Source organism: Rossellomorea sp. ABR4_012, assembly GCF_056159545.1.
Genome location: NZ_JBSWVK010000003.1, coordinates 1 through 21423, shown reverse-complemented (window position 1 = coordinate 21423; position 21423 = coordinate 1). Strand labels below are relative to the sequence as shown.

23 protein-coding genes are annotated in these 21423 nt (G+C 40.8%); 3 read left to right on the top strand and 20 right to left on the bottom strand.

Translation table 11 applies throughout. The annotated features are described in order from the left end of the window. Positions 1-46 precede the first annotated feature (46 nt). Positions 47-790 carry a DUF4397 domain-containing protein gene (locus tag ACXAFV_RS12765; protein WP_475126976.1) on the top strand — a complete coding sequence of 248 codons (744 nt, stop codon included), beginning with the start codon at positions 47-49 and terminating at the stop codon, positions 788-790. Between the two features lie 136 nt (positions 791-926). On the opposite strand, the gene ACXAFV_RS12760 is transcribed toward ACXAFV_RS12765, so the two are convergent. The 5 genes from ACXAFV_RS12760 to ACXAFV_RS12740 form a co-directional block, all read right to left on the bottom strand. Next, positions 927-1514 (bottom strand): YpmS family protein, encoded by a 588-nt coding sequence (locus ACXAFV_RS12760; RefSeq protein WP_475126975.1) that lies wholly within the window; start codon positions 1512-1514, stop codon positions 927-929. Positions 1515-1544: 30 nt separating this feature from the next. Continuing rightward, entirely contained in the window at positions 1545-2339 is a 795-nt protein-coding gene (locus tag ACXAFV_RS12755; RefSeq protein WP_475126974.1) for an SGNH/GDSL hydrolase family protein, read from the bottom strand. A gap of 252 nt (positions 2340-2591) precedes the next feature. Continuing rightward, positions 2592-3434, bottom strand: a complete 843-nt coding sequence (locus ACXAFV_RS12750) for a DegV family protein (RefSeq protein WP_475126973.1) — start codon at positions 3432-3434, stop codon at positions 2592-2594. Between the two features lie 173 nt (positions 3435-3607). Further along, positions 3608-3874 carry a DUF2535 family protein gene (locus ACXAFV_RS12745; protein WP_475126972.1) on the bottom strand — a complete coding sequence of 89 codons (267 nt, stop codon included), beginning with the start codon at positions 3872-3874 and terminating at the stop codon, positions 3608-3610. A gap of 168 nt (positions 3875-4042) precedes the next feature. After that, positions 4043-4696, bottom strand: a complete 654-nt coding sequence (locus ACXAFV_RS12740; RefSeq protein WP_475126970.1) for an SOS response-associated peptidase — start codon at positions 4694-4696, stop codon at positions 4043-4045. A gap of 219 nt (positions 4697-4915) precedes the next feature. Here ACXAFV_RS12740 and trhA point away from each other — a divergent pair, with 219 nt between their 5' ends. Further along, a complete protein-coding gene (gene trhA, locus ACXAFV_RS12735) occupies positions 4916-5554 on the top strand; it encodes a PAQR family membrane homeostasis protein TrhA (RefSeq protein WP_475126967.1) in 639 nt (212 codons plus the stop codon). A gap of 130 nt (positions 5555-5684) precedes the next feature. On the opposite strand, the gene ACXAFV_RS12730 is transcribed toward trhA, so the two are convergent. The 15 genes from ACXAFV_RS12730 to ACXAFV_RS12660 form a co-directional block, all read right to left on the bottom strand. Continuing rightward, the gene (locus ACXAFV_RS12730) at positions 5685-6170 is read right to left on the bottom strand and encodes a dihydrofolate reductase (protein WP_475126966.1); all 486 of its coding nucleotides are present in this window, start codon (positions 6168-6170) and stop codon (positions 5685-5687) included. Between the two features lie 63 nt (positions 6171-6233). Further along, positions 6234-7190: a thymidylate synthase gene (locus tag ACXAFV_RS12725; protein WP_475126965.1), complete on the bottom strand. Its 957-nt coding sequence runs from the start codon at positions 7188-7190 to the stop codon at positions 6234-6236. Positions 7191-8011: 821 nt separating this feature from the next. Then, on the bottom strand, positions 8012-8812 hold the full coding sequence (locus ACXAFV_RS12720) for an IS110 family RNA-guided transposase (RefSeq protein WP_475127913.1): 801 nt from the start codon (positions 8810-8812) through the stop codon (positions 8012-8014). Further along, entirely contained in the window at positions 8813-9124 is a 312-nt protein-coding gene (locus ACXAFV_RS12715) for an IS110 family transposase (RefSeq protein WP_475126964.1), read from the bottom strand. Positions 9125-9583: 459 nt separating this feature from the next. Then, positions 9584-10276: an anthrax toxin lethal factor-related metalloendopeptidase gene (locus tag ACXAFV_RS12710; RefSeq protein WP_475126962.1), complete on the bottom strand. Its 693-nt coding sequence runs from the start codon at positions 10274-10276 to the stop codon at positions 9584-9586. 168 nt (positions 10277-10444) lie between these two features. Further along, entirely contained in the window at positions 10445-11032 is a 588-nt protein-coding gene (locus ACXAFV_RS12705; RefSeq protein WP_475126961.1) for a YpjP family protein, read from the bottom strand. A gap of 821 nt (positions 11033-11853) precedes the next feature. Then, positions 11854-12627: a class I SAM-dependent methyltransferase gene (locus tag ACXAFV_RS12700; RefSeq protein WP_475126959.1), complete on the bottom strand. Its 774-nt coding sequence runs from the start codon at positions 12625-12627 to the stop codon at positions 11854-11856. 94 nt (positions 12628-12721) lie between these two features. After that, the gene (locus ACXAFV_RS12695; protein WP_475126958.1) at positions 12722-13156 is read right to left on the bottom strand and encodes a BrxA/BrxB family bacilliredoxin; all 435 of its coding nucleotides are present in this window, start codon (positions 13154-13156) and stop codon (positions 12722-12724) included. Positions 13157-13198: 42 nt separating this feature from the next. After that, positions 13199-14326, bottom strand: a complete 1128-nt coding sequence (locus ACXAFV_RS12690) for a conserved virulence factor C family protein (RefSeq protein WP_475126956.1) — start codon at positions 14324-14326, stop codon at positions 13199-13201. A gap of 75 nt (positions 14327-14401) precedes the next feature. Continuing rightward, positions 14402-16294 (bottom strand): ABC-F family ATP-binding cassette domain-containing protein, encoded by a 1893-nt coding sequence (locus ACXAFV_RS12685; RefSeq protein WP_475126954.1) that lies wholly within the window; start codon positions 16292-16294, stop codon positions 14402-14404. After that, positions 16291-16962: an HD domain-containing protein gene (locus tag ACXAFV_RS12680; protein WP_475126953.1), complete on the bottom strand. Its 672-nt coding sequence runs from the start codon at positions 16960-16962 to the stop codon at positions 16291-16293. Before ACXAFV_RS12680 ends, ACXAFV_RS12685 begins: the two co-directional genes overlap by 4 nt. A 74-nt stretch (positions 16963-17036) precedes the next feature. Further along, positions 17037-17900 carry a DegV family protein gene (locus tag ACXAFV_RS12675; RefSeq protein WP_475126952.1) on the bottom strand — a complete coding sequence of 288 codons (864 nt, stop codon included), beginning with the start codon at positions 17898-17900 and terminating at the stop codon, positions 17037-17039. Between the two features lie 45 nt (positions 17901-17945). Beyond that, positions 17946-18428, bottom strand: a complete 483-nt coding sequence (locus tag ACXAFV_RS12670) for a hypothetical protein (protein WP_475126950.1) — start codon at positions 18426-18428, stop codon at positions 17946-17948. 38 nt (positions 18429-18466) lie between these two features. Next, the gene (locus tag ACXAFV_RS12665) at positions 18467-20158 is read right to left on the bottom strand and encodes a formate--tetrahydrofolate ligase (RefSeq protein WP_475126949.1); all 1692 of its coding nucleotides are present in this window, start codon (positions 20156-20158) and stop codon (positions 18467-18469) included. Between the two features lie 96 nt (positions 20159-20254). Next, positions 20255-20932 (bottom strand): class I SAM-dependent methyltransferase, encoded by a 678-nt coding sequence (locus tag ACXAFV_RS12660; RefSeq protein WP_475126948.1) that lies wholly within the window; start codon positions 20930-20932, stop codon positions 20255-20257. Positions 20933-21097: 165 nt separating this feature from the next. Between ACXAFV_RS12660 and ACXAFV_RS12655 the strand changes: the two genes are divergently transcribed. After that, positions 21098-21316: a DUF3892 domain-containing protein gene (locus ACXAFV_RS12655; RefSeq protein ID WP_475126947.1), complete on the top strand. Its 219-nt coding sequence runs from the start codon at positions 21098-21100 to the stop codon at positions 21314-21316. The last annotated feature ends 107 nt before the right edge of the window (positions 21317-21423 follow it).

Below are 21423 nucleotides of genomic sequence, written 5' to 3'. Positions count from 1 at the left end.
CTGCATATTCTATTGTGGTGAGAAAGATTAAAGGGGAGAACGTATAATGAGCAATCAACAGAATTATTTAAAAAAAGCGGCTTTATATGATGTATTGGCTGGATATTATAAATACAGCAATCCTTCCATGCACATCCATTATTATAAAAAACACCTGAAGTATATGAACTTAGCCCTCAAGGCGCAGCAAAGAGAAATGAATCTATCCAGTCAGCCTTCCTATGTCAGAGTACTCCATGCAGTACCTGACGCCCCAAATGTGGATATTTATGTTAATGCAAATCGTATATTAAGAGATGTTGCATTTAAAGATATCAGTGATTACCTGACGCTGCCGGCAGGTAAGTATCATATTGATATTTATCCGGCCGGCAATGGGGTCACCACCCTGATCAGCAAAAAGGTGAAGATTGAACCTGGAAAGGTTTATACACTTGCGGCAGTCGGCACTTCAAATAAACTGCAGCTGCTTCCATTCATTGATGATCCATCTGTTCCAAGCGGGGAAACAAAGATAAAGTTCATCCACCTTTCACCTGACGCTCCGGCAGTGGATATAGGTGTTAAAGGAGGAGACACCGTATTTGCTGATGTTTCATTCAAACAAGCATCCGAGTACTTGAACCTGACGCCTATGACGGTTAATCTCGAAGCAAGAATTGCCGGTACAAAAAACAAGGTACTGGATATACCAAATGTCAAATTGAAACCCAATCAAGCCTATACCATCGTTGCTCTGGGATTGGCAGAAGGTGAACCGGAACTGGAAGCACTGCTGTTAAAAGGCTAAAAAAAGGATGACCGATCCGGTCATCCTTTTTTAAATATACTCGAGACGTTTCAGTCCTTCCGATGATGTCAAAGAGCGACTTTACCGGTGGGCCCTCAAATGCTTGTCGGGGCTGAACGAGCCGCCTCCGCTTTTCTTATTGAGCTTGATCGACTGGCACTAATAATCTAAACATAATGTTGTCTTCTTCTAAATTAAATTCCTTCGCTCTCACTTTGATATCACTTTTCAGTTTCATATCCTGCAGGGATACGTAAATCAATTCATCATTCGGCTGGATTTTCACCCAATCAGGAAAGTTATATGAATCCCTGATGACTTTCAATACATAAGATACCGGCAGGTTAAGAGAGCCGACTGAAATCGATTTCTGTTTAAGGAGAATATCCCCATTCTCCAATGCCTTGGGTTCAAATTTAAGCTCGAAATCAATGTCTGACGTGAATACTGGAACAGATCCGTGTAATTCCACTTCATCTTTTAACTGTACGTCATATTCAACTGGACCTTTAAGTCCTTCTTCTTCGATATAGTGCCCAATGATAAGGTTCAGGTCGTGTTTATTAGAGCGTACGTCAAATCCCACTTCTCTATTATTATTTGCTTTATTTTGAGGCAGTTCATCATCCTCAGCAGGAGCAAAAACCATTAACAGAATAATGACAAATCCTGCAATCAAGGCTCCCAATAAGGAAAAAAATGCTACTTTCCACTTATTCTTCATGGCGGCTGCTCCTCTTCTAACTAAATATGGTCAATTGGTCAGTCTTGCAATTGTTTCCCCTTGTGAAAGACTCATAAACATCCGGTCTGCGATTAATTTATATCCTTCATCGTTTGGATGGAAATAATCTTCATACAACAGGGTATCTCCACTGTCGATGAATAAATCGTCGATCTTTATGAACAGCGTTTTATCGTAGCCGCTCAATACATGCTCACTTGCACTGTTCCAGTTTTGAATGATTTGGTTCACTTCATCAATTTCTGAGAACCATGTATTGAAAGGATTATATAGTCCCACAAGTACAATCCCTGCATCAGAATTATAGCTTTTAATCGTACTCATGATGTTCGTAAGCCTTTCTTGATACAAACGTTTCTCTTCCTGGAAAACCTCTAAACTCAGGTGAGACAAGTTTTCCCTAAAAATCTTCATCACATCGTTTCCACCGATCGTAATCATGACCATATCAGCTTCTTCGATCGATTTTTTCACTTTGTTTTCTTTTAACCGTTTAAGCAACTGATCCGTTCGATTACCCCTGACTCCATAATTATGGAATTGGGCATTATTAATTCCATCCATGGACTCCATTTGATTCTCCAGGTAAGGCACATACCCCCCGCTCTTTGTACTATCCCCTACTCCTTGAGTAAGAGAATCCCCAATTGAAACAATCTTTAAATTTTTCGGTATGAAGCTTTCATTCGGATTATCTTTATCCCACAAGGAAACTTCCCTTGTTACATGTTCTGCTGCATCTTCCAATGAACAGCCAGATAAGAGAAGAACAAAAGCAAGCATGAAGTATGCTATTCTATTCATCCGCTTCACCTCGCTCACAGTATAATGTTATTATATCACGACAGTATATACGTAAAACCTTTGTTAATAATACATAAACTAATTGTAAACTGCAGTTATTTTGCCCTACTATTCAATCGTTGGACAGACAGCCGCCTATTTACTTACTTTAGTATATGTAACTAAATGAAAATTTGAATCATATTAAATAGTATGGGTTTTGATAGCATAAAATTCAAAAAACGGCGAAGGGCCAGCCCCCCGCCGTTTCTTTTAATCTGTATAGTACATGAATCCAATTGCACCGATTCCAGTATGGGTACTGATGATCGGTGTGGTCTGTAGTATTTCATAATCTTCGTATCCGGTTTTTTCTTTAATCTTATTCTTGAGATTTTGAGCAAGCTTCAAACCGTCAATTTCAACCAGCCCGACGCCGAGTATCGTTTTCCCTTTCACGTCTTCAACAAATTGTGACGATAAGTATTTGACAACCTGCGTATGGCTCCTTACCTTTGCTACAGGGGTATACTCCCCTCCGGCCAAAGAAGCAATCGGCTTGATGTTGAGCAGGGAGCCTATCATTGCCCTCCCTTTGCCGATTCTTCCTCCTTTCACCAGGTTTTCCAGGGTATCCACTACAACGAACAAGTTCGTATTCTTACGGATATTCTCAATGGAATGCAGGATTTCCTCAAGAGTTTTCTCCTTCTTAGCAAGCTTGGCAGCTTCGATAACCTGAAAAGCCAGTGCTCTTGAAATGAATCTTGAGTCTACAACTGTTACCTGTGATGAAGACATTTCTGCTGCAGATTGTGCCGATCGCACGGTTCCGCTCATATTACCGGTCATGTGGATCGAAAGAATAGTCGATTCATCTTTTCCTAACTCATCATACAATTCAAGAAAAGTTCCTACAGGAGGCTGCGAACTTTTAGGCAATTCCTCTGATGCTTTCATTTTCTCCAAAAAACTTGAAGGGGTTAGATCGATTCTATCTAAGTACGTTTCTCCATCGATTGTAACCGATAGAGGAACTACATGTATGTCCAGGTCGCTTATTTCCTTCTCTGTTAAATCTACTGTTGAATCTGTTACTATTTTAATTTTGGTCAACTTTGCCACATCCTTCTACCATATCCCTTGTATTATAACGTTAAAGAGTCAGGATTAAAATAGATTTTAACAATTGATATCGTATATCATTCAGTATATGTATACCCAATTTCCACAAAGAAAAAAGGACATTCTAAAGAACGTGTTTGCTTTAGAATGTCCTTGCTACTTGCTCAAGCATTATTTTTTAATTCATCGGAGTGATAAATTTGTTCATAATCCGACCATTTCATTGTTTTCTTTAGGTATTCTCTAAAACTGTACACTGGTTTCCTGGTCTGCTCTTTCAAGATTTTTGAAATGAAAGCATGCAGTTTCAGATTTACTCTAAAATAGAGCGGGCTGTCTTCCTTTAGCACAGGGACTTCTAAGATTTTGACTTTCCTTCCATACTTTGATTTGAACTCAATGGTTTTTGTCAGCAAAGTATCAATCCTCATTTATACCCGTTTATATCCCTATTATACCTCATTAAGGATGCGTAAAATGTCTAATCTTGCGAAATTAAAATTTTTTAACACTATTACTGTCACAACACCGCTGCCCGATTCCGTGCAAGACACCGCTTTTCGCTGGCTGGTGCTGTTTCCGAATCTGGGATATTAATTTCAGGCAGGGTTGATACAATCCATTACATCATTTTTTGGTGAGTTGACCAGTTTGGACACCTGGTAACTCTTCATCTCTTCAAGAGGAAATGGTTTCAGTACTGAGGATGCTTCTTCGAATGAATATTTATCTGTGTTCAGCCATCTTTCAATTTCATTATTATCGCTTAGCATAACAGGCATCCTGTTATGGACGGGATTTACCAGGTCATTGGCTTCTGTCGTGAGGATCGTGGATGTTACCTGTCCATCACTGCTTCGGTCCCATAGAGCAGCAAAAACAAATGGTTTTTCACTTTTGAGCTGAAAGCGGACGGGGACTTTTCCATCATCCTCCTGCTTCCATTCATAAAATCCATCTGAGAAAATGACCATCCTTTTCTTATGGACCAATGAGCGAAAACTTGGTTTTTCTAATAATGTTTCACTTCGTGCATTGATCAGCGGCTTCCATTTATTCGTATTTGCCCAGCCAGGCACGAGGCCCCAAAGTGTTTCCCCCGCTTTTCTTTCACCATTGTTTGAAATGAGTGAAAGCACCTTTTGAGAAGGGGCAATATTGTATCTGGGAGAAACTTCTTCGATGAATTCATCTATTAAGAATTGACTAATCAATTCTTCCAGGGGAGTAGTAAGAGAAAATCTTCCACACATAGAATCACCTCTATATCCTTTAACTTTTTCTAGAAATTGTTACAATGGCCCGGGTCTGTTGAGGTATAACTATCACCTTTAACTGAGCGATTCTTAAAAAGAGGGTAACCTAAATTACTCACAAAAACAAGAATCGCTTTGCTAAATGGTTGCAGAATTCGGTAAAGACGATTACGATAAAATAATAAACTTACGGTTTAACTGAAAGGGTGCGTATTCTTGACATATGACTTTGATTATTCCAATTGGAAAGAGGAAATTGCCAATGCCATCACTCATGGTATCGGCTTCATATTAAGCATCCCCGCTTTGGTCATGCTGATTATCTTCTCCGTTGACAGGGGATCACCATGGCATATCGTCAGCTTTTCCATATTCGGGGCATCGATGATCCTTCTATATTTATTTTCAACTTTGCTGCATAGCTTTAAACCGTCAAAGGTCAAGAACCTATTCGCAATCCTTGATCACTCAGCAATCTATATTTTGATTGCAGGGACCTACACCCCTTTTATGCTTGTAAGTGTAAGGGGTGCACTAGGCTGGACACTTTTTGGGGTTGTATGGGGGCTTGCTGTCGTAGGCATTGTATTTAAATGTTATTTCGTTCAGCGGTTTCAAGTGGTATCGACTCTTTTCTACCTTATCATGGGCTGGCTCGTCATCATCGCGATTAAACCGCTTTATTTTAGTCTGACAGGCGCAGGGTTCTCTCTTTTATTAGCCGGCGGTATTATGTATTCTATCGGAGCCATCTTTTATGTGTGGAACAAGCTTCCCTACAATCATGCGATTTGGCATTTATTTGTTTTGGCAGGGAGCGGCTGCATGTATTTCTGTATATTGTTATACGTATAACGCCAAAAAAAGGTACCGTAGATGGAACGGTACCTTTTTTGATATTATTTTTTCACCTGTCAAACACCGCTGTTGATCTCCTTACAACTTCCGGAAACAAAAAACTATACGTTGTAACAGAGGCGTTCATTTATTTGCGGTCATAAGTCAAGAAGTAATAATCAAATGGGTTTTTATCATCCTTGGGACCCTTTTCCCTGCTTATCAATTCCCATTCCTCTTGATCAAATGGAGGGAAAAATGTGTCTCCCCCGAATTCTTCCTCTATCAGCGTAATATAGAGGCGGTCCGCAAACGGAAACACTTCCTTAAAAATTTCCGCTCCACCAATCACAAACACTTCTTCATTTGAACTGCTTTCAATTTCAGAAACCTTATCCACTGAGTGGATGATCGTACAATCTTTTGCTTTGTACTGCCTATCTCTTGTGACTACAATATTTTCTCTTCCAGGCAGGGCTTTCCCGATTGATTCGAATGTTTTTCTTCCCATCACAATCGGATTCCCCATGGTGACTCTTTTAAAGAAAGCTAAGTCCGCAGGCAGGTGCCAAGGGAGTTCATTGTTTTTTCCAATCGCTGATTTCGAGTCCATTGCGACGATAAAAGAGATCATACTTTACTCTTCCCCTTTCAAACATATTCCGGAATTAATCCGGGCCATACCTTCAAGTTGTCATTATACTGCAACCGGTGCTTTGATGGACGGATGAGGGTCATATCCTTCCAATTCGATATCCTTCATTTCAAAATCAAAAATCGATTCCACTTCGCTGTTCAACTTCAATTTAGGGAAGGCTTTTGGTTCACGGTCAAGCTGGGTTGTAACTTGTTCCATGTGATTCGTATAAATATGCGCATCGCCTATGGTGTGGATAAAATCTCCCGCCTCAAGCCCGCATTCGTGTGCAATTAAATGAGTCAGGAGAGCATAACTTGCTATATTGAATGGAATTCCAAGAAAAATATCTCCGCTGCGCTGGTATAACTGACAGCTTAACTTTCCATCCGCAACATAAAATTGAAATAACGTATGACAAGGCGGCAATCCCATCATAGGAATAAATTCAGGCGACCAGCTCGATAAAATCAATCGCCTTGAGTCAGGATTGACTTTTATCTGTTCAATCAAATCTTTTAACTGGTCGATCGTTCCTCCCGTAGTCGTTTCCCACGCTCTCCACTGTTTGCCGTAAACGGGACCCAATTCCCCATATTTTTCGGCAAACCTCTCATCATTGAGGATACGTTCTTTGAAATGTTCCATTTCCTTTTGATACTGCTTGTTGAACTCTTCATCCTGCTGGCTTCTGAGCCCAAAATCTTTCATATCAGGGCCTGAGTATTCTCCACTTTCCACCCAGTTTTTAAACGCCCATTCATTCCAGATATTGTTGTTGTGCTGAAGTAAATATCGGATATTTGTATCACCTTTTATGAACCACAATAATTCACTGGCCACAAGCCTGAAAGGTACCCTTTTTGTTGTCAGCAGAGGAAACCCTTTAGTTAAGTCAAATCTCATTTGATAACCGAATACCGAGAGGGTGCCTGTCCCTGTTCGATCCTCTTTTTTGAAGCCGTTATCCAGTACATGGCGGCACATATCCAGATAAGCATATTCTCCGTGTTTCATCAATATCGCTCCTTTGCTGAAAAAATGACTCTTTTATGTATCTCCTTTATTTTAAGACAATCAATCTCTAATAGCCAATGAAAAAATATAGAGGCTGGGACAAAACTAAAAAACCACCAAATTAAGACGAACAAGTTTTTGTAGGCACTTATACCGCTAATGATTTCCGTGCAAGACTTCGCTTTCCTCAGGTAGCCCGTGAGCCTCCTGATATGAACGAAACCGTCAAGATACTCACCCCACCCTGATTTGATTTAGTTTTTAGGCAACCCTAATAGAGAAGCTTGTTTTGACTTCTAAATTAATTTGATTCCATGCATTACCGCTAATGATTTCCGTGCAAAACTTCGCTTTCCGCGGGCGGTTGGTGAGCCTCCTCGTCGCGATGCTCCTGCGGGGTCTCACCTAACACGCTTATCCCGCAGGAGTCTTCGTTTTGCACTCCAATCAACCGCTGGAATCGGTATTAAATCTGGATAAGACTACACAAATAAATCCTGAAAATATGGGTGGTAGCTTATCTTGGTTTGTCTGGTTCCTCCTTTTTCTTTGATGGAACAGAAGGTAAGAACACGGCACGAAGGCAAAAATCTCTACTGCGGTTAGCACTCTGATATTCGTGGGTTTTCACATTTTATCTTTCCTTATAAAGGTCTGGTCCACTAACTCGGCGCGTGAGTTAATCTATTTAGATATATCACATAGGAGGCACGTGGATTTTCCTTTCCGGTTTTACTCTTTGCCTTCGAGCCCTATTCTCAGGCTTCTATTTAATTTCGATTTTTATTTCCAAAACGATTTTACAAACAAAACATCAATCATTAAGCATTTGGAGAACTTTCAACTTCCTGCATAACCGCCCAGATAAAACCGGCTAACTCTCTCGCTACCGCCGTTATGGCTTTTCCGGGATTTTTACCTCGTGAAACTAAACGGTAATACTTTTGGTGCAGACGATTTTGTGCTTTCCAGGAAATTGCTTGAATCGTAGGTGATTGACCATGTATCCGTTTCTTAAGTTCTCCTTTTACGGCAGGTTGAAAACGATAGCTCCAAGCAGCTTCGACTAATAAACGTCGTACATGCCGATTATCTGTTTTCGTAATGTTTCCTTGCTTCCTGCTTTCTCCACTCGAATATTCACTTGGAATTAATCCAACATAGGCCATGAATTGTCGCGGGGTGGAGAAACGTTTGAAAGACCCAACTTCCGCGACAACACTTGTCGCCGTGATAAGAGCTACTCCTCTTAACGCTTGTAGGGCTTGAACCTTTGGAGCTTGTACACCTTCGGTGGATTGTCGTTTAATCTCTTCTTCCAATCTAAGAAGTCGTTGTTTTAGCTCTTTTAGCTGATGGTAATATTCTTGAAGTACGATTCTTAAATGGGTGTTTTTAAATTTCAACGTATCCAACCAATTAAAATATTTTACCGTCCATTTGTTTACCCCCGACGGGGGCTTAATGTTATTTCGTAGTAGAAATTTACTTAACCGGTGCTTGATTCTCAGCTCATCTTCTTTCGCGTCTTCCCTGCATCTGATAAGATCTCGTAATGCTTCATCTTCTTCCGTTGGGACATAAATAGAAGTCAGCTCGCCAGCTCGATATAACTGTGCCAGTCAAAGAGAATCTCTGCGATCCGTTTTGATGCGTTCTCCCGGTCTTTGAGGAATCAGGGATGGCGCAATCACCTCACAGTGAATGCCTAAAGCTAGAAATAGTCTGTATAACGGGTAACCTGTAGATCCTGCTTCGTAACAAACTCGCAGGTTTTCGGATTTGCCCAGCTTCTTCATTAATTTCGTCACTGCCCCAGAAGTATGAGGAATCATTCCCCAGTATCGTGGTTCGTGACGACCCTCTTCCGCAATAGCGACCGCAATTTTTTCCTTTGATACGTCTAAACCTACGTATTTTAAGGTATCCTTCATAATAACTGGCTCCTTCCGTAATGTAGCTCTGATTTGGTATTGGGTTTTCCTAAAAACAGTTTTACCAAATTAACCTACGATGTTACGGGTAAGGAGCTAGTTTCGTTCATGATAACTCGGCAAGCCTGTGGGAAGGAAAGCGGAAGGGCTTTGTTCAGAGGCGGGTAGCATAAGGCGAATCGACCACGAAGGCGTTCTTTGCCTTCTTGGCCGGTTTGACTTATGACATGTGCCTCTAAGCCCTGTAGCTGGACACGTCTCAAATAAGCTACTCTTCCCGCAGGAGTCTTCGTTTTGCACTCCAATCAACCGCTGGAAAAAGCTAAATCTAAATATATACATTGAACAAAAAAACCGAACTAATTTGCCTACTTGAATGCAAATTAGTTCGGGTTTTACTTAGACCAAATCACTTTTGTCCCAGCCTCTGTAAAATGTATATCTAATGGTCATTGACACTCAGTTCAATGACTTAAAGTATTGATAAGTAGATGGAGCTTTCCGTTTCAATATATTCCTAGAGTCTGAATTGAAGTAGTACATGGCAAATGTTTCTGCAAAATATTCTTCTTGATAATCAATGAAGTATGATTGACCAGGGAATAAAAGGGGTGCTTCTTTCTTCCAAACCTGCATAAATGCCATTTCTGAATAAGGGTCATTGACAACATATCTGTCGATGCTGTGGGCAAGTTCATGTAATTCCAAATTAACGGAATCATGCCCCATTCCCCTTTCACTATGTCCTATCTTCACTAAAACCAGTTTGGAGCCCCCGATTCCAGGTACATCATCCCAGGTTGTACTTTTATTTGTGTACCCTCTGGGCGTCACACCCTTCAAGTGACTCGTAGAAGAAAAATCCGTTAGTTTTTTTTCGAATAAACGTATCTTTATTTCTTGATTTTCGACTGCACTGAGTAGATGGGGTGAAATATGATCAAGCCTTCGGATGATGCCTTTTGCTTCGCTTTGGTCAAAGTCATCCTCCGGCAGCAGAACAATATTCTCCAACTGTTCGTCTGATTTTAATTGCATGCTGGATTTAATGGCAGAATGTTTTAAAAGAATACCGCTGTTGCTTGCCTGTGTTTGCTTCCAGATGATGAAAGAAGTTGTGATAAGCACGAGGAATATGGCTGCACGTTTCATGTAAAAGAACCTCCGTATACGAAAAGTGCCTGAATAACTATTATTCTACCATAATATTAATTTGTTTTTTAGGATAGATTCCTTCCAATTCCCATTTGAAAGGAGCCTTGCCTTCCCAAATAAAAAAACAAGCACAAAGAAAGTTGTGCTTGCTGTATGTATAAAAGTTTATGAGACACTCATCCACTGAGGCGGAGTGTTTTTATCCCAGTAAATGCTTCCAAGGTCATGATGGGTCTGGAAATTATCGTGTACTGTATGGTAATGAAAGTTAAAATAATACCCTTCTTTAGGGGGATGATCCTTTCTGACATGAAATCGGATCACATCTTTCCCGGATCGTTCATCGTAGATATGAAAGATTTTCTCCGTTTTTGCATACTTCGGAACCTCTGATATAACAAGGAAGGATAAATCTTCTTCATATTGTAAAGCAGTCTGTTCGATTGCATGTTCCATCTTCGGCAGGATTACGCTTCTGAATTCATCCTCAATCGCCGGTTTAATCTTGGTACCAAATTTCATATATGAATTTATTTCTGCCTGCTCCATCATTTGGTCCAGAAAATCTTCTCTTGATAAGACCGTTTCTTCCTGAAGGACTTCCTCTTCTGCACTTTCCACTGAAGAAAGTTTTCCGTTGCTTTTAGCGAGTGCATGTCCTCCCTCGGTCAAAAAACCCTGTGACGGGGACACCAATCCGAATGTAAGGATCGATATTAGAACAAAAAACGACTTTTTGAGCCAAATTGCCATAGATAACGTCCTTTCCTATGTATTGCTTCTATTATTATACTATTTATTACGAACAAAAAGTGAAAAAGGTTTCATTTTTTTGTAGGATATAAAAATATTTATGTGGTAGTATATTAATGAGGATATTTCGTAAGGAGGATAACTAAAATGGATACTGGAATTATGATTAATATCGGATATTTACTTCTATTAGGTTATTTTGTAGTACTAGGATTCACTGACTAATGTAAATGTAAAAAAAGCAGACAGGCATTGTTGATGGCCTGTCTTTTTTGTTGGCTGTTTTCTATAAGATCTGTTTAACACCGCTTCTCGATTGCGTTCGAAATTCCGCTTTCTGCGGTCTATCTGTGAACCTTCTGCTGCAAGCCCTTATGATTTAATCCTAAAGTTGGTCGGCTCTGATAGGGTCGGATTTATTTAAATGATTCTTAAAGGATTATATATTTTGAAAATGGATTATATATTTTCAGAATGGATCATATATCCTCAAAATGGCTCATAAATCCTCAAAATGGCTCATAAATCCTCAAAATAGCTCATAAACAAAGCAATACAAAGATCCCCCTTGCTAAGTTAAGAAAAAACTGAGCTAATTCATGTACTTGTGACAGTGCTGCCATAAATATGGTAAATAATGAGGATGATTGCATGAAAACTTACTACCAATCCAAATGTTGAACTGGCTTATACACCTTTATACTTCAAATTATTATTTTTCTGGCATTCTAGGGTTACCAAACACCTTGACTTCGTTCAAACCCACTTTGCCGATATCCTGTTAGAATGTTCTCTCAAAAACTGTTTTGAAAAACTTCATTTCACAGCCTGATGACTCCAAAATGAAATTTGGATGATGGTCTTTTTATCACTTCAAATCCTAGTTCCTCGAAAAGGGGGGATTGATAGTGATTTTTCATGACAATCTTAGTTCTGGCCACTCGTTTGGCTTCTTCTATCACTCCTTTTTTCAGGGGTGTATAGGAAGCCCAGTTCCTGATTGGATTTATGCCGGTTGAATCAGTCAGTCCTTCTTCAAACATAGGGTCGAAATAGACTACATCAATTGATTTGTCAGCACATTCCTTTAACCCATTTTCATAATTCCCTTGCCGCACTTCTATTCTTTTCATCGCTTCGTTTAACTCTGCAAGGGGCGACGTCCAATTCTTTAAGCCTTCTGAAATGATAGAGGCAATATACTTATTTGCTTCCATTCCTTTAACAGTTCCTTCAGGGCCGACTATATGGCTGGCGATAATGCTGTCTGAAGCAAGTCCAAGTGTACAATCAAGGAAGCTCATCCCTTCTCTCAGCCCTGTTGCTTCCACCATGGGATCTCTTTCCCCTCGCATTAATCTTTTAATGCGGAACGATGCTGAATTTGGATGAAAGAAAAAAGGTTCCTCCCCTATTTTTTTATGAAGCTCCAGACGCTCTTTACCGACCATTACGCAATCTTGACCTTCTTTTTCCATATGATACACAAGTGATTTTTTTCCTCGTTCGATATAGGGAATGTTCAGTTCAGATGCGATTCGCAAGGCCTCTTTGATGACATTCTCGTTAACTCTCCCGCATGTCGTTACAAACACATTGGTTGTCTCCTTTATTGATTCAGCTTATTCAATCTATAATACCATAGAAACAGGGAACCCTTTAAGAGTTCCCTGTGATGATATATCTTTTTTAACAATGTTCGTTGAATGCAGAAGTCAAGTTTGATATGATGTCTGAAATGTCGTGATCCTCTATTTTTTCTCTTGGTATAAAATGAACCACTTTATCACCTTTTAATAATGCCATTGAAGGTGATGAAGGCTCGTAACCTTCAAAGTACTCTCTCATTCTCATTGTGGCGTCCTTATCCTGTCCAGCAAATACAGTCACTAGTTGGTCAGGAGCCTTATCATTATTCATGATGGATTGAGTAGCAGCAGGTCTTGCAAGTCCTGCTGCACAGCCGCATACTGAGTTCACCACTACCAGAGTTGTTCCTTCTGCACTTTCCATATACTGCTCCACTTCTTCAGCGGTCATCAGTTCCTTGAAACCTGCTTGAGCAAGTTCTTGTCTCATGGGTTTCACCAATTGTCTCATATACTCTTCATAAGCCATTGACATCAACCATTCCCCCTATAGAATATATTTTATTTCATTTTCCTGTTAATCCTGCAAACGCGCTTCTGTCATTTGTTTCCAAACAGAGCCTTTTGCCTCTTCTCCGCCTTCTATACGCTCAATCGCCATTTTCACTTGTAATTTGACCTCGAATTCCGGATCATTTTCTGCAGCTTTCAAACCAGGAAGGGCCGATTCATCGCCTTCTTCGTATAGAAACATGGCAGCGCGCCATCTCACTAATTTACTCTTATCCTCCAGTGCTTTCACCATTTGCGGCATAGCTTGCTTGAATCCTAAATCGGATAAACAATCACCGGCTGTACGTCGTACGGATACAGATTTATCTTCAAGTCCTCTATATAATAAAGGCAATACCCGATCGTCTTCGATCATGCCCAGATATACCACGGCTAAACGGCGAATTGACACTTTTTCATCTTCCAATGCTTTTTCAAGAAGCGGAAGGTCCTCAAGGGAAGGTGTATCCATTGCTTCAAGTTTCTGATATCTGGTTTGCCAGTCCGGTGCACGAAAGTCTTCCAACGTGATTTTTTGCTTACTTGGCCGGACAGGTTGTGCTTCAGTACGGTTTTCCATTGCCTGTTGAGCCAAGCTTTCGAGTCTTGAATCCGGATAGGCAGCGGTTAATTCCTCTACTACATCGCTTCCGATATCATCCAGATCACCATATCTTACTCCATGGTCCTTCCACTTTCGGAGCAGTACGACATTGTCTCCTTCCTGCTGGGCACCTGCTAATGCTTTCAAGAAAGGTTCAGGTAATGAAAAACGCTTTTCTTCTTCTCCTTCTGTCACCTTCACTTGCATCGGAATCCCTTTGAACATCTGTACAGAAACATTCACTTCACCGAAATGCTCTTCCATCCGGGATTCATTCGATTCTTGCTGCGTCTCTTCTCCGAATGCTTTCCTGACCTGAGGAAGAAGCTCCTGCCAATCAAACTTCGCATTCCGTTCAACAGCAAGGAAGTCTGCAACATGATAAACCCCTTTGATTCCTTCTATGAGAAGGATTTCTTTGATGATGGAAGGTGCACCCTCCGTCTGATCTTTTTTATAGTTATTACTTTTCCCAGCTTCAAGCTCCCTGTCTAAGAGAACTTTCATCGTATTTGGGCTGGGTGTAGGTTCGATCGATACGATTCTCACAGTTAATCCCCTTTCTGCCAACACTTCTTTATTACATCTTAACACAGTTGTTATTCTGTAAAAAAACAAAGCGGCTTAATCTGCAAATTCTGAAAGATAGCTCCATCTTTCAATCAAGTGTTCGAGCTTTTCGTTTAATTGCTGACTTTCATTCATTAGTTCTTGCGCTCGTTCGAAATTGCTCCCGACACTTTGAAGTTCTTCCTGGACATTTTCCAGTTTCCCTTCAATGGCAGAGATCTTTCCTTCGATTTCCTCCCATTCACGCTTCTCCATATAGGATAACCTTTTTTTCTCTTTTTCAGGTTGTGATGAGGGCTGCTTTGATACTGTATCCTGTTTCTTTTCTTCTGCCTGCTTTCTCGTTTCTAATTCAGCTTCCTCTAAGTACTCTGTATACTCTCCAAAATAGTATCCTATATCGCCTTCCCCGTTAAAAACGAGCAATTGATGAGCAGTCTTGTCTAAGAAATACCGATCATGTGAAACAGTCACTACCACGCCTGCAAAATCATTGATATAGTCTTCAAGAACCGTGAGTGTTTCAGTATCCAAGTCGTTGGTGGGTTCATCAAGCAGAAGCACATTCGGTTTTCCCATTAATAACTTGAGGAGGAACAGCCTTCTCTTCTCTCCGCCAGATAGCTTACGAATAAGCGTGCCATGGGTACTCATCGGAAAAAGAAATCGCTCCAGCATGGAAGTGACGGATATCCGTTCCCCTTTATCCGTTGTGATGAATTCACCGGCTTCCCTGATATATTCGATCATCCGCATGTTTTCATCCAATTCTTCATGCCCTTGGGTGTAGTATGCGATCCTGACGGTTTGACCGGTGATCAGTTCCCCTTCATTCAGTTCGTCAGTCCCTGAGAGAAGATTGAGAAATGTTGACTTTCCACTTCCATTTTTTCCAACCACCCCAATTCGGTCACCCGGTTTGATTAAGTAATTGAAGTCTTTCAGGATCACCTTGCCATCGAAGTATTTTGAAGCATTTTTCAATTCAAATACCTGCTTGCCTAGACGATTTCCTCCGATTGCGATCTCCACTTGTGAATGGTTGGGACCTGAAGTCATGTTTTCCTCCAGGTTTTCAAATCGCTGGATTCTTGCTTTCTGCTTGGTTGTTCGGGCTTTTGCACCTCTTCTCATCCATTGAAGTTCACGGCGATAAAGGTTTTGCTGTTTTTCGGATATCTGACGCTCGTTTTCCTCTCTTGCCGCTTTCGCTTCAATAAACGAAGCATAATTCCCTTTATATGTAAAAATCCTTCCCCCATCCAATTCAAATGTACGATTCGTGACACTATCCAAGAAATACCGGTCATGTGTCACCAGTAAAACTGCACCGTTATATTTAGCCAAATAATCTTCCAGCCATTTAATGGATTGATAATCCAGGTGGTTTGTAGGTTCATCGAGAATGAGAAGGTCAGGAGTTTCGATAAGTACACCGGCAAGTGCCACTCTTTTCTTTTGACCACCTGATAACTCATTCATTTTTTTGGAGAAATCATATATACCCAATTTTGTCAGAATCGCTTTAGCATTGGCATTGGCTTCCCATGCATGAAGGATATCCATCTGTTTCTGAGCCTCAAATAATCTTTCCTGCACAGTCACGCTTTCAGGATTTTTTTCCATTTCAAGCAGAGCTGTTTCATATTCACGCATGGCTTTAATGATTTTTGCCTCTCCGCGAAAAACCTGTCCAATAACACTCAAATCACCGCCAATCTCCGGTTCCTGAGGTAGATAGGTTATATGATAATCTCCGGGAGTGATGATTTCACCATCATCATACTCTTCAATCCCCGCTATTAACTTTAAGAGACTTGATTTCCCTGTACCGTTTACACCGATCAGGCCGACTCTTTCTTTTTCATTTATTGAAAACGAAATATTGTCGAATAAAGTCTTTTCTCCGTAGGATTTTGACAGGTTCTCAGCTGTTAACATTCTCATTCTTGACCATTCCATTCTTTGTTGAATTGCTTTAGGAATTCAAGCATGTATTCATGCCGTTCTTCTGCAAGAACTTTTCCCGTTTCCGTGCACATCAAGTTTTTCAATTTTAATAATTTCTCATAAAAATGATGGATGCTAGAACTTTTCCCATTCCTATACTCAATCAGGCTCATTTCAGACCTTGCATCTATATCAGGGTCAAATATCGCACGCCCCTTCTTGCCGCCATATGCGAACGTTCTGGCGATTCCGATTGCCCCTAGTGCGTCCAGTCTGTCTGCGTCCCTGACAATCATCGCTTTAATCGAGGATAAAGATTCCTCGTTACCGCCTTTATAAGAAATTGAAAAGATGATGTCATAGAGTTCATCCTTCTCATCTTCACAAAGTGATAGTAAGGATACGAATCCTTCCAGCTTTCTTTTCCCTTCTTCCTCGGATGAATTAAGTTTTTCATCCGGAACATCATGCAGCAAAGCAGCTAACTCAATGATATATGTATCTTTCACATTTTCTTTCTCTGCAATCAATAGAGCATTATTTCTTACTCGTTCAAGGTGATACCAGTCATGTCCTGTTGACTCTTCTTTAAATTCTCGCTTCAACGCATGTATTAATCCTTCTATTTCGTCCCGGCCCACATTATCATCACCTTTCCTCCCCATTGTATCAAAAAACGGAGCTAAATGATTAAAGAGGTGATGTATAAGATTTACACTTATACATCACCTCTCCACGCTTATGCTTCCGCGTTATCCTCCGACCAGCTGATCCCGATTGTGTTGGCACCTGCATGGACATCGATGACGGCTCCAAGTGGATATGCTCCGAACTCGATTGCCGGGTAGCTTTTCTTTAGTTCTTCGATCCATTCGACAGCCTCGTCGTGATTCAACCCATGTAAGATTGAAACTTTTTTGATTTTCTTTTTTTGTAATGCTTCACGCAGTAGATTACTCATTTTACTCAAGCCTTTATTTATACTTCTTACTTTGTCTTTCACTTCTAACTTTCCATCTACTATCGATAGGATTGGTTTGATATTTAATACACTTCCAAGAAAGAAAGATAAGCCATTCATTCTTCCGCTCTTGTGAAGCTGTTCCAGACTTCCCACCATTACATACACTTCTCGGGTTTTGATCTTCTCCTCTATTGATTTCGTAATTTCTTCAATCGACTTCCCTTTTTTATGAAGGATTTGACCATATTCAATGAGTTCCGTCAAAGGATATGTCAGCGTCTTGGAATCGATGCAGGTAATGGTTGGAAATGTATCACTGAGCAATTCTGCCGCCTGATAAGCGGAAGACATGGTACCGCTGAAGTGAGAAGAGACGTGAATCGAAAAAATATGATCATAGTTGTCTGCAAGCTCTTCATATAATTCCTTAAACGTACCGATGGAAGGCTGTGACGTTTTCACTTCAACTCTTTCTTCTTTCAACTTTTCAAAAAGGTCCTGAGGAGATAAATCTATTCCATCCTTATACTCCTTTTCACCGAAAAGTATATTCATTGGCACCACAAACACATCTTTTTCCTTACATGCTGATAGATCTTCGATGTATGCAGTACTATCAGTTACCCATGCGATTCTCATCAAAAACGCCCCCTCTTTCGAATGTCTATTAATTTTCAAACCCCATTAGTCCAATATATTCAATGTTTCCACTGAAAAAGAAACCATTTGAAGGATATCATCCACCATTTCTTCTGTAATGACTCTATTAAAACTAAGAACTCCCTGTATTTTAGTCGAATGTAGAGAGGAGTTCACGTTGATCCACTCCCAGCTTTTATCGGGGCCCCAGGCATTCTCAAGCTCTTCCCGATGCTCGTCCATTGTTTCAGTTCCCATGTATGTCAATTGAATGACTGCCCCTGCCTGGTTCTTTGCGGCTATCCCATTTCTCTCCGCTAAAAATTGCCCCATGTCAGCCCTTAATTCAAGTGAAATCGAACTAGACCGATGAGGAAGGGAATAGTGAATGACGTATGTACGGTCATAATGAGCAAAATCAAATAAATCCTTCCGATCAAGAATGGAAATATCTCCTGATAGATCTAAGTCGTACACTGCTCCCTCTACAACTACCTTTAAGTTGTCAAAGGCTGTAGGATCAAACATCCCGATCTCCTCCTTCCCTTCAATTCAGGTGCGTCACCTTAAAATAAACCAGTGGGTTTTCCTTCGGCATCAATATCCATATTCAATGCAGCCGGATGTTTAGGAAGCCCCGGCATCGTCATCACTTCCCCGGTTAGTGCCACAATGAACCCTGCACCAATCTTAGGCTTCAACTCCCTGATCGTAATGGTGAAATCCTTTGGCCTCCCCAGCCTGACGGGATCATCTGATAAGGAATATTGAGTTTTCGCCATACAAACTGGGAGGGTGCCCCATCCGTTCTTTTCAAATTCATCCAGCTGCTTTTTTGCTTTCACCGTAAAATCCACTTCACTGGCTCCGTATACCTTTCCGGCAATGCATTCGATCTTCGTTTGAAGTGAGTCTGACAAATCATACAGCGGAGTGAATTCCTTATTATTATCTTCAATGACCGATAATACCTTTTGTGCTAGATCCAGTCCGCCTTTTCCGCCTTCTGCCCATACTTCAGCTAATGAGACTGGGACCCCTTCCTCTTCACACCAGGCATTCAGCAATTCTATCTCCCTGTCGGTATCTGTAACAAAACGATTGATCGCTACCACATACGATACGTTAAAGGCATCCAGGGTTTCCATATGTTTTTTTAAATTGGCAAGTCCACGTTTCAGGGCTTCCATATGTTCAATCTGCAGCTCTTCCTTACTTTGATCGCCGTGCATTTTCAAAGCACGTATTGTTGCTACAAGGACTACTGCATCAGGAGCGATACCCGCAGCACGGGACTTGATATTGAGGAATTTCTCTGCCCCAAGATCTGCCCCGAATCCTGATTCCGTCACAACATAATCAGCAAGTTTCAATGCTGTTTTGGTTGAGATGATACTGTTGCATCCGTGTGCAATATTTGCAAATGGACCACCATGGATCAGTGCAGGTGTCTGCTCGATTGTCTGCACTAGATTAGGTTTCAGGGCATCCTTCAGTAATAAAGTCAGCGCCCCTTCCACCTTCAGGTCACTAACGGTGACCGGCTGTCTTTTATCGTTGTAAGCCACTACAATCTGACCCAGTCTCCTTTTTAATTCCGGAAGATCATTGGATAAACATAGGATGGCCATGATTTCGGATGCCACTGTGATATCAAACCCATCTTCTCTCGGTACACCTTGAACGGGTCCTCCAAGACCGATCACGATGTTCCTTAAAGCCCTATCATTCATATCAAGGGCACGTTTCCAAACGATTCTTCTGGGGTCGATATTTAACTCATTCCCTTGATGCATATGGTTATCAATTATTGCCGAAAGGGCATTATTAGCCGTTGTAATGCTATGGATGTCCCCGGTGAAGTGAAGGTTGATCTCATCCATTGGAAGGACTTGCGAAAACCCTCCCCCTGTAGCTCCCCCCTTCATTCCCATGACTGGTCCCAAGGAAGGTTCTCTCATGGCAATCATCGCATTTTTATTCAACTGATTGAGTGCATCGCCAAGCCCAACCGTCACCGTCGATTTGCCCTCCCCAGCGGGAGTAGGGTTAATGGAGGTTACCAATATTAGTTTTCCATCACTATGTTTATTCAGATTATGTATCGCTTCATATGATATTTTCCCTTTATATTTTCCATACAGCTCAATATCTTCTTCTGTCAGTCCGATTTTTTGAGCAATTTCAGAGATTGGCAGGAGAGCAGACTCCTGTGCGATTTCGATATCTGTTTTCAATTTCTTAGTTGTCAATGTCATCGTATCCACCTTTTTATCGTTGAGTTATACCCACGGTACTTACATTTATTTTACACTAAAAGAAATTCATCCACTCTTCATTGAAGCATGTATTTCTTAAGGAAGCCTGAACATAAAAAGAGTCATGAACGTCAACGCTTGTCGTAATTCATTTGAAAGTGATGAAGCCAAACTTTCATTTACACCTTTTTTATACACCCACTCTTCATCAATCTTATTCCAGCCATTTTCTTCAGCCAATCGTTCTAATTCCCAAGGCATCATCGTGTTGCAGATGGCGTCTTCTCCATGTAGACGAGGGAAGGAATTGTCTCTCGGGTGCGCCGTCGGACCAAGTAGTCCAATACAAATATACCCTTGTTTGCCTGTTACTCTTTCAAGTTCATTTAATGCCTCTAACGGAGATTCTGTCCATTCGATTGAATTGATGGCCATCACTGCATTAAACTCATTGTCATTAAAAGGGAGGCGGGCAAGGTCTCCCTGAACAAATTGCAAATGTTCCTGTTCAAGCTGATTTGCTATCCTTACCATTTTTTCAGAGAAATCCATGCCCGTCACTTTGTATCCGTTCTGATGAAGCAGATAGGAGCCATAGCCATCACCGCACCCGAGGTCTCCTACTTTATTCCCTTTTCCCACAGATTTCAGAAAGAAGGGGATAACTGCTTTCCTGCTGCCTGTAGACCAGTTTTCTACGCTTCTTGAATGCCAATTATCTGCATTATTATCCCAGCGTGATCTGGCGTTTGTATGCCATTCAGATTTACTCATCATTACACCTCTGTATATTTATTCTCTTATTCTATTTCTTATTATAAGAGAAAAATCCTTCTTTTTTCCCTATTTTATATTTTTAAATACAGCTCCTTTTCCTTATGAACTGCGGCATTTTTGACCATACTACTACTGAAAAACATTGAAGAGGGGGTTTGGAAAATGGAGGAAATCACGAAGGTTCAGCGTAATTATCACGGGGACATCATCAGTTTTCAAACATCGGGCGGAAGAATCATATCCTATCGAAAGGCCGTGCTGGAAGCTTCAGAGGGTCTGCTGGGAGGGATTGATCTTCGGGAAAATGAATGGGGAGAATATGAAATCTATTCTTTGGATGCATCCGGACAAGGTTTCGACGATTATCCGACCATATTTTGATGCTGTATAGATCGTTTTATCAGAATATGAAAAAGGGCTGCAGCCAGGCAGCCCTTTTTTCAATTAACAAGAAAATATTAACTTTACTTCGAGAATTGTCCAGCTAC

Bases quoted from the DNA above. Each gene is read 5' to 3' on its own strand.
- ACXAFV_RS12675 (WP_475126952.1), bottom strand. From the start codon at position 17,900: ATGAGAATCGCATGGGTAACTGATAGTACTGCATACATCGAAGATCTA.
- ACXAFV_RS12695 (WP_475126958.1), bottom strand. From the start codon at position 13,156: ATGTCAATGGCTTATGAAGAGTATATGAGACAATTGGTGAAACCCATG.
- ACXAFV_RS12660 (WP_475126948.1), bottom strand. From the start codon at position 20,932: ATGAGTAAATCTGAATGGCATACAAACGCCAGATCACGCTGGGATAAT.
- ACXAFV_RS12715 (WP_475126964.1), bottom strand. From the start codon at position 9,124: ATGAAGGATACCTTAAAATACGTAGGTTTAGACGTATCAAAGGAAAAA.
- ACXAFV_RS12710 (WP_475126962.1), bottom strand. From the start codon at position 10,276: ATGAAACGTGCAGCCATATTCCTCGTGCTTATCACAACTTCTTTCATC.
- ACXAFV_RS12755 (WP_475126974.1), bottom strand. From the start codon at position 2,339: ATGAATAGAATAGCATACTTCATGCTTGCTTTTGTTCTTCTCTTATCT.
- ACXAFV_RS12725 (WP_475126965.1), bottom strand. From the start codon at position 7,190: ATGAAACACGGAGAATATGCTTATCTGGATATGTGCCGCCATGTACTG.
- ACXAFV_RS12665 (WP_475126949.1), bottom strand. From the start codon at position 20,158: ATGACATTGACAACTAAGAAATTGAAAACAGATATCGAAATCGCACAG.
- ACXAFV_RS12765 (WP_475126976.1), top strand. From the start codon at position 47: ATGAGCAATCAACAGAATTATTTAAAAAAAGCGGCTTTATATGATGTA.
- ACXAFV_RS12670 (WP_475126950.1), bottom strand. From the start codon at position 18,428: ATGTTTGATCCTACAGCCTTTGACAACTTAAAGGTAGTTGTAGAGGGA.
- ACXAFV_RS12740 (WP_475126970.1), bottom strand. From the start codon at position 4,696: ATGTGTGGAAGATTTTCTCTTACTACTCCCCTGGAAGAATTGATTAGT.
- ACXAFV_RS12655 (WP_475126947.1), top strand. From the start codon at position 21,098: ATGGAGGAAATCACGAAGGTTCAGCGTAATTATCACGGGGACATCATC.
- ACXAFV_RS12705 (WP_475126961.1), bottom strand. From the start codon at position 11,032: ATGGCAATTTGGCTCAAAAAGTCGTTTTTTGTTCTAATATCGATCCTT.
- ACXAFV_RS12760 (WP_475126975.1), bottom strand. From the start codon at position 1,514: ATGAAGAATAAGTGGAAAGTAGCATTTTTTTCCTTATTGGGAGCCTTG.
- ACXAFV_RS12680 (WP_475126953.1), bottom strand. From the start codon at position 16,962: ATGGGGAGGAAAGGTGATGATAATGTGGGCCGGGACGAAATAGAAGGA.
- ACXAFV_RS12745 (WP_475126972.1), bottom strand. From the start codon at position 3,874: ATGAGGATTGATACTTTGCTGACAAAAACCATTGAGTTCAAATCAAAG.
- ACXAFV_RS12730 (WP_475126966.1), bottom strand. From the start codon at position 6,170: ATGATCTCTTTTATCGTCGCAATGGACTCGAAATCAGCGATTGGAAAA.
- ACXAFV_RS12685 (WP_475126954.1), bottom strand. From the start codon at position 16,294: ATGAGAATGTTAACAGCTGAGAACCTGTCAAAATCCTACGGAGAAAAG.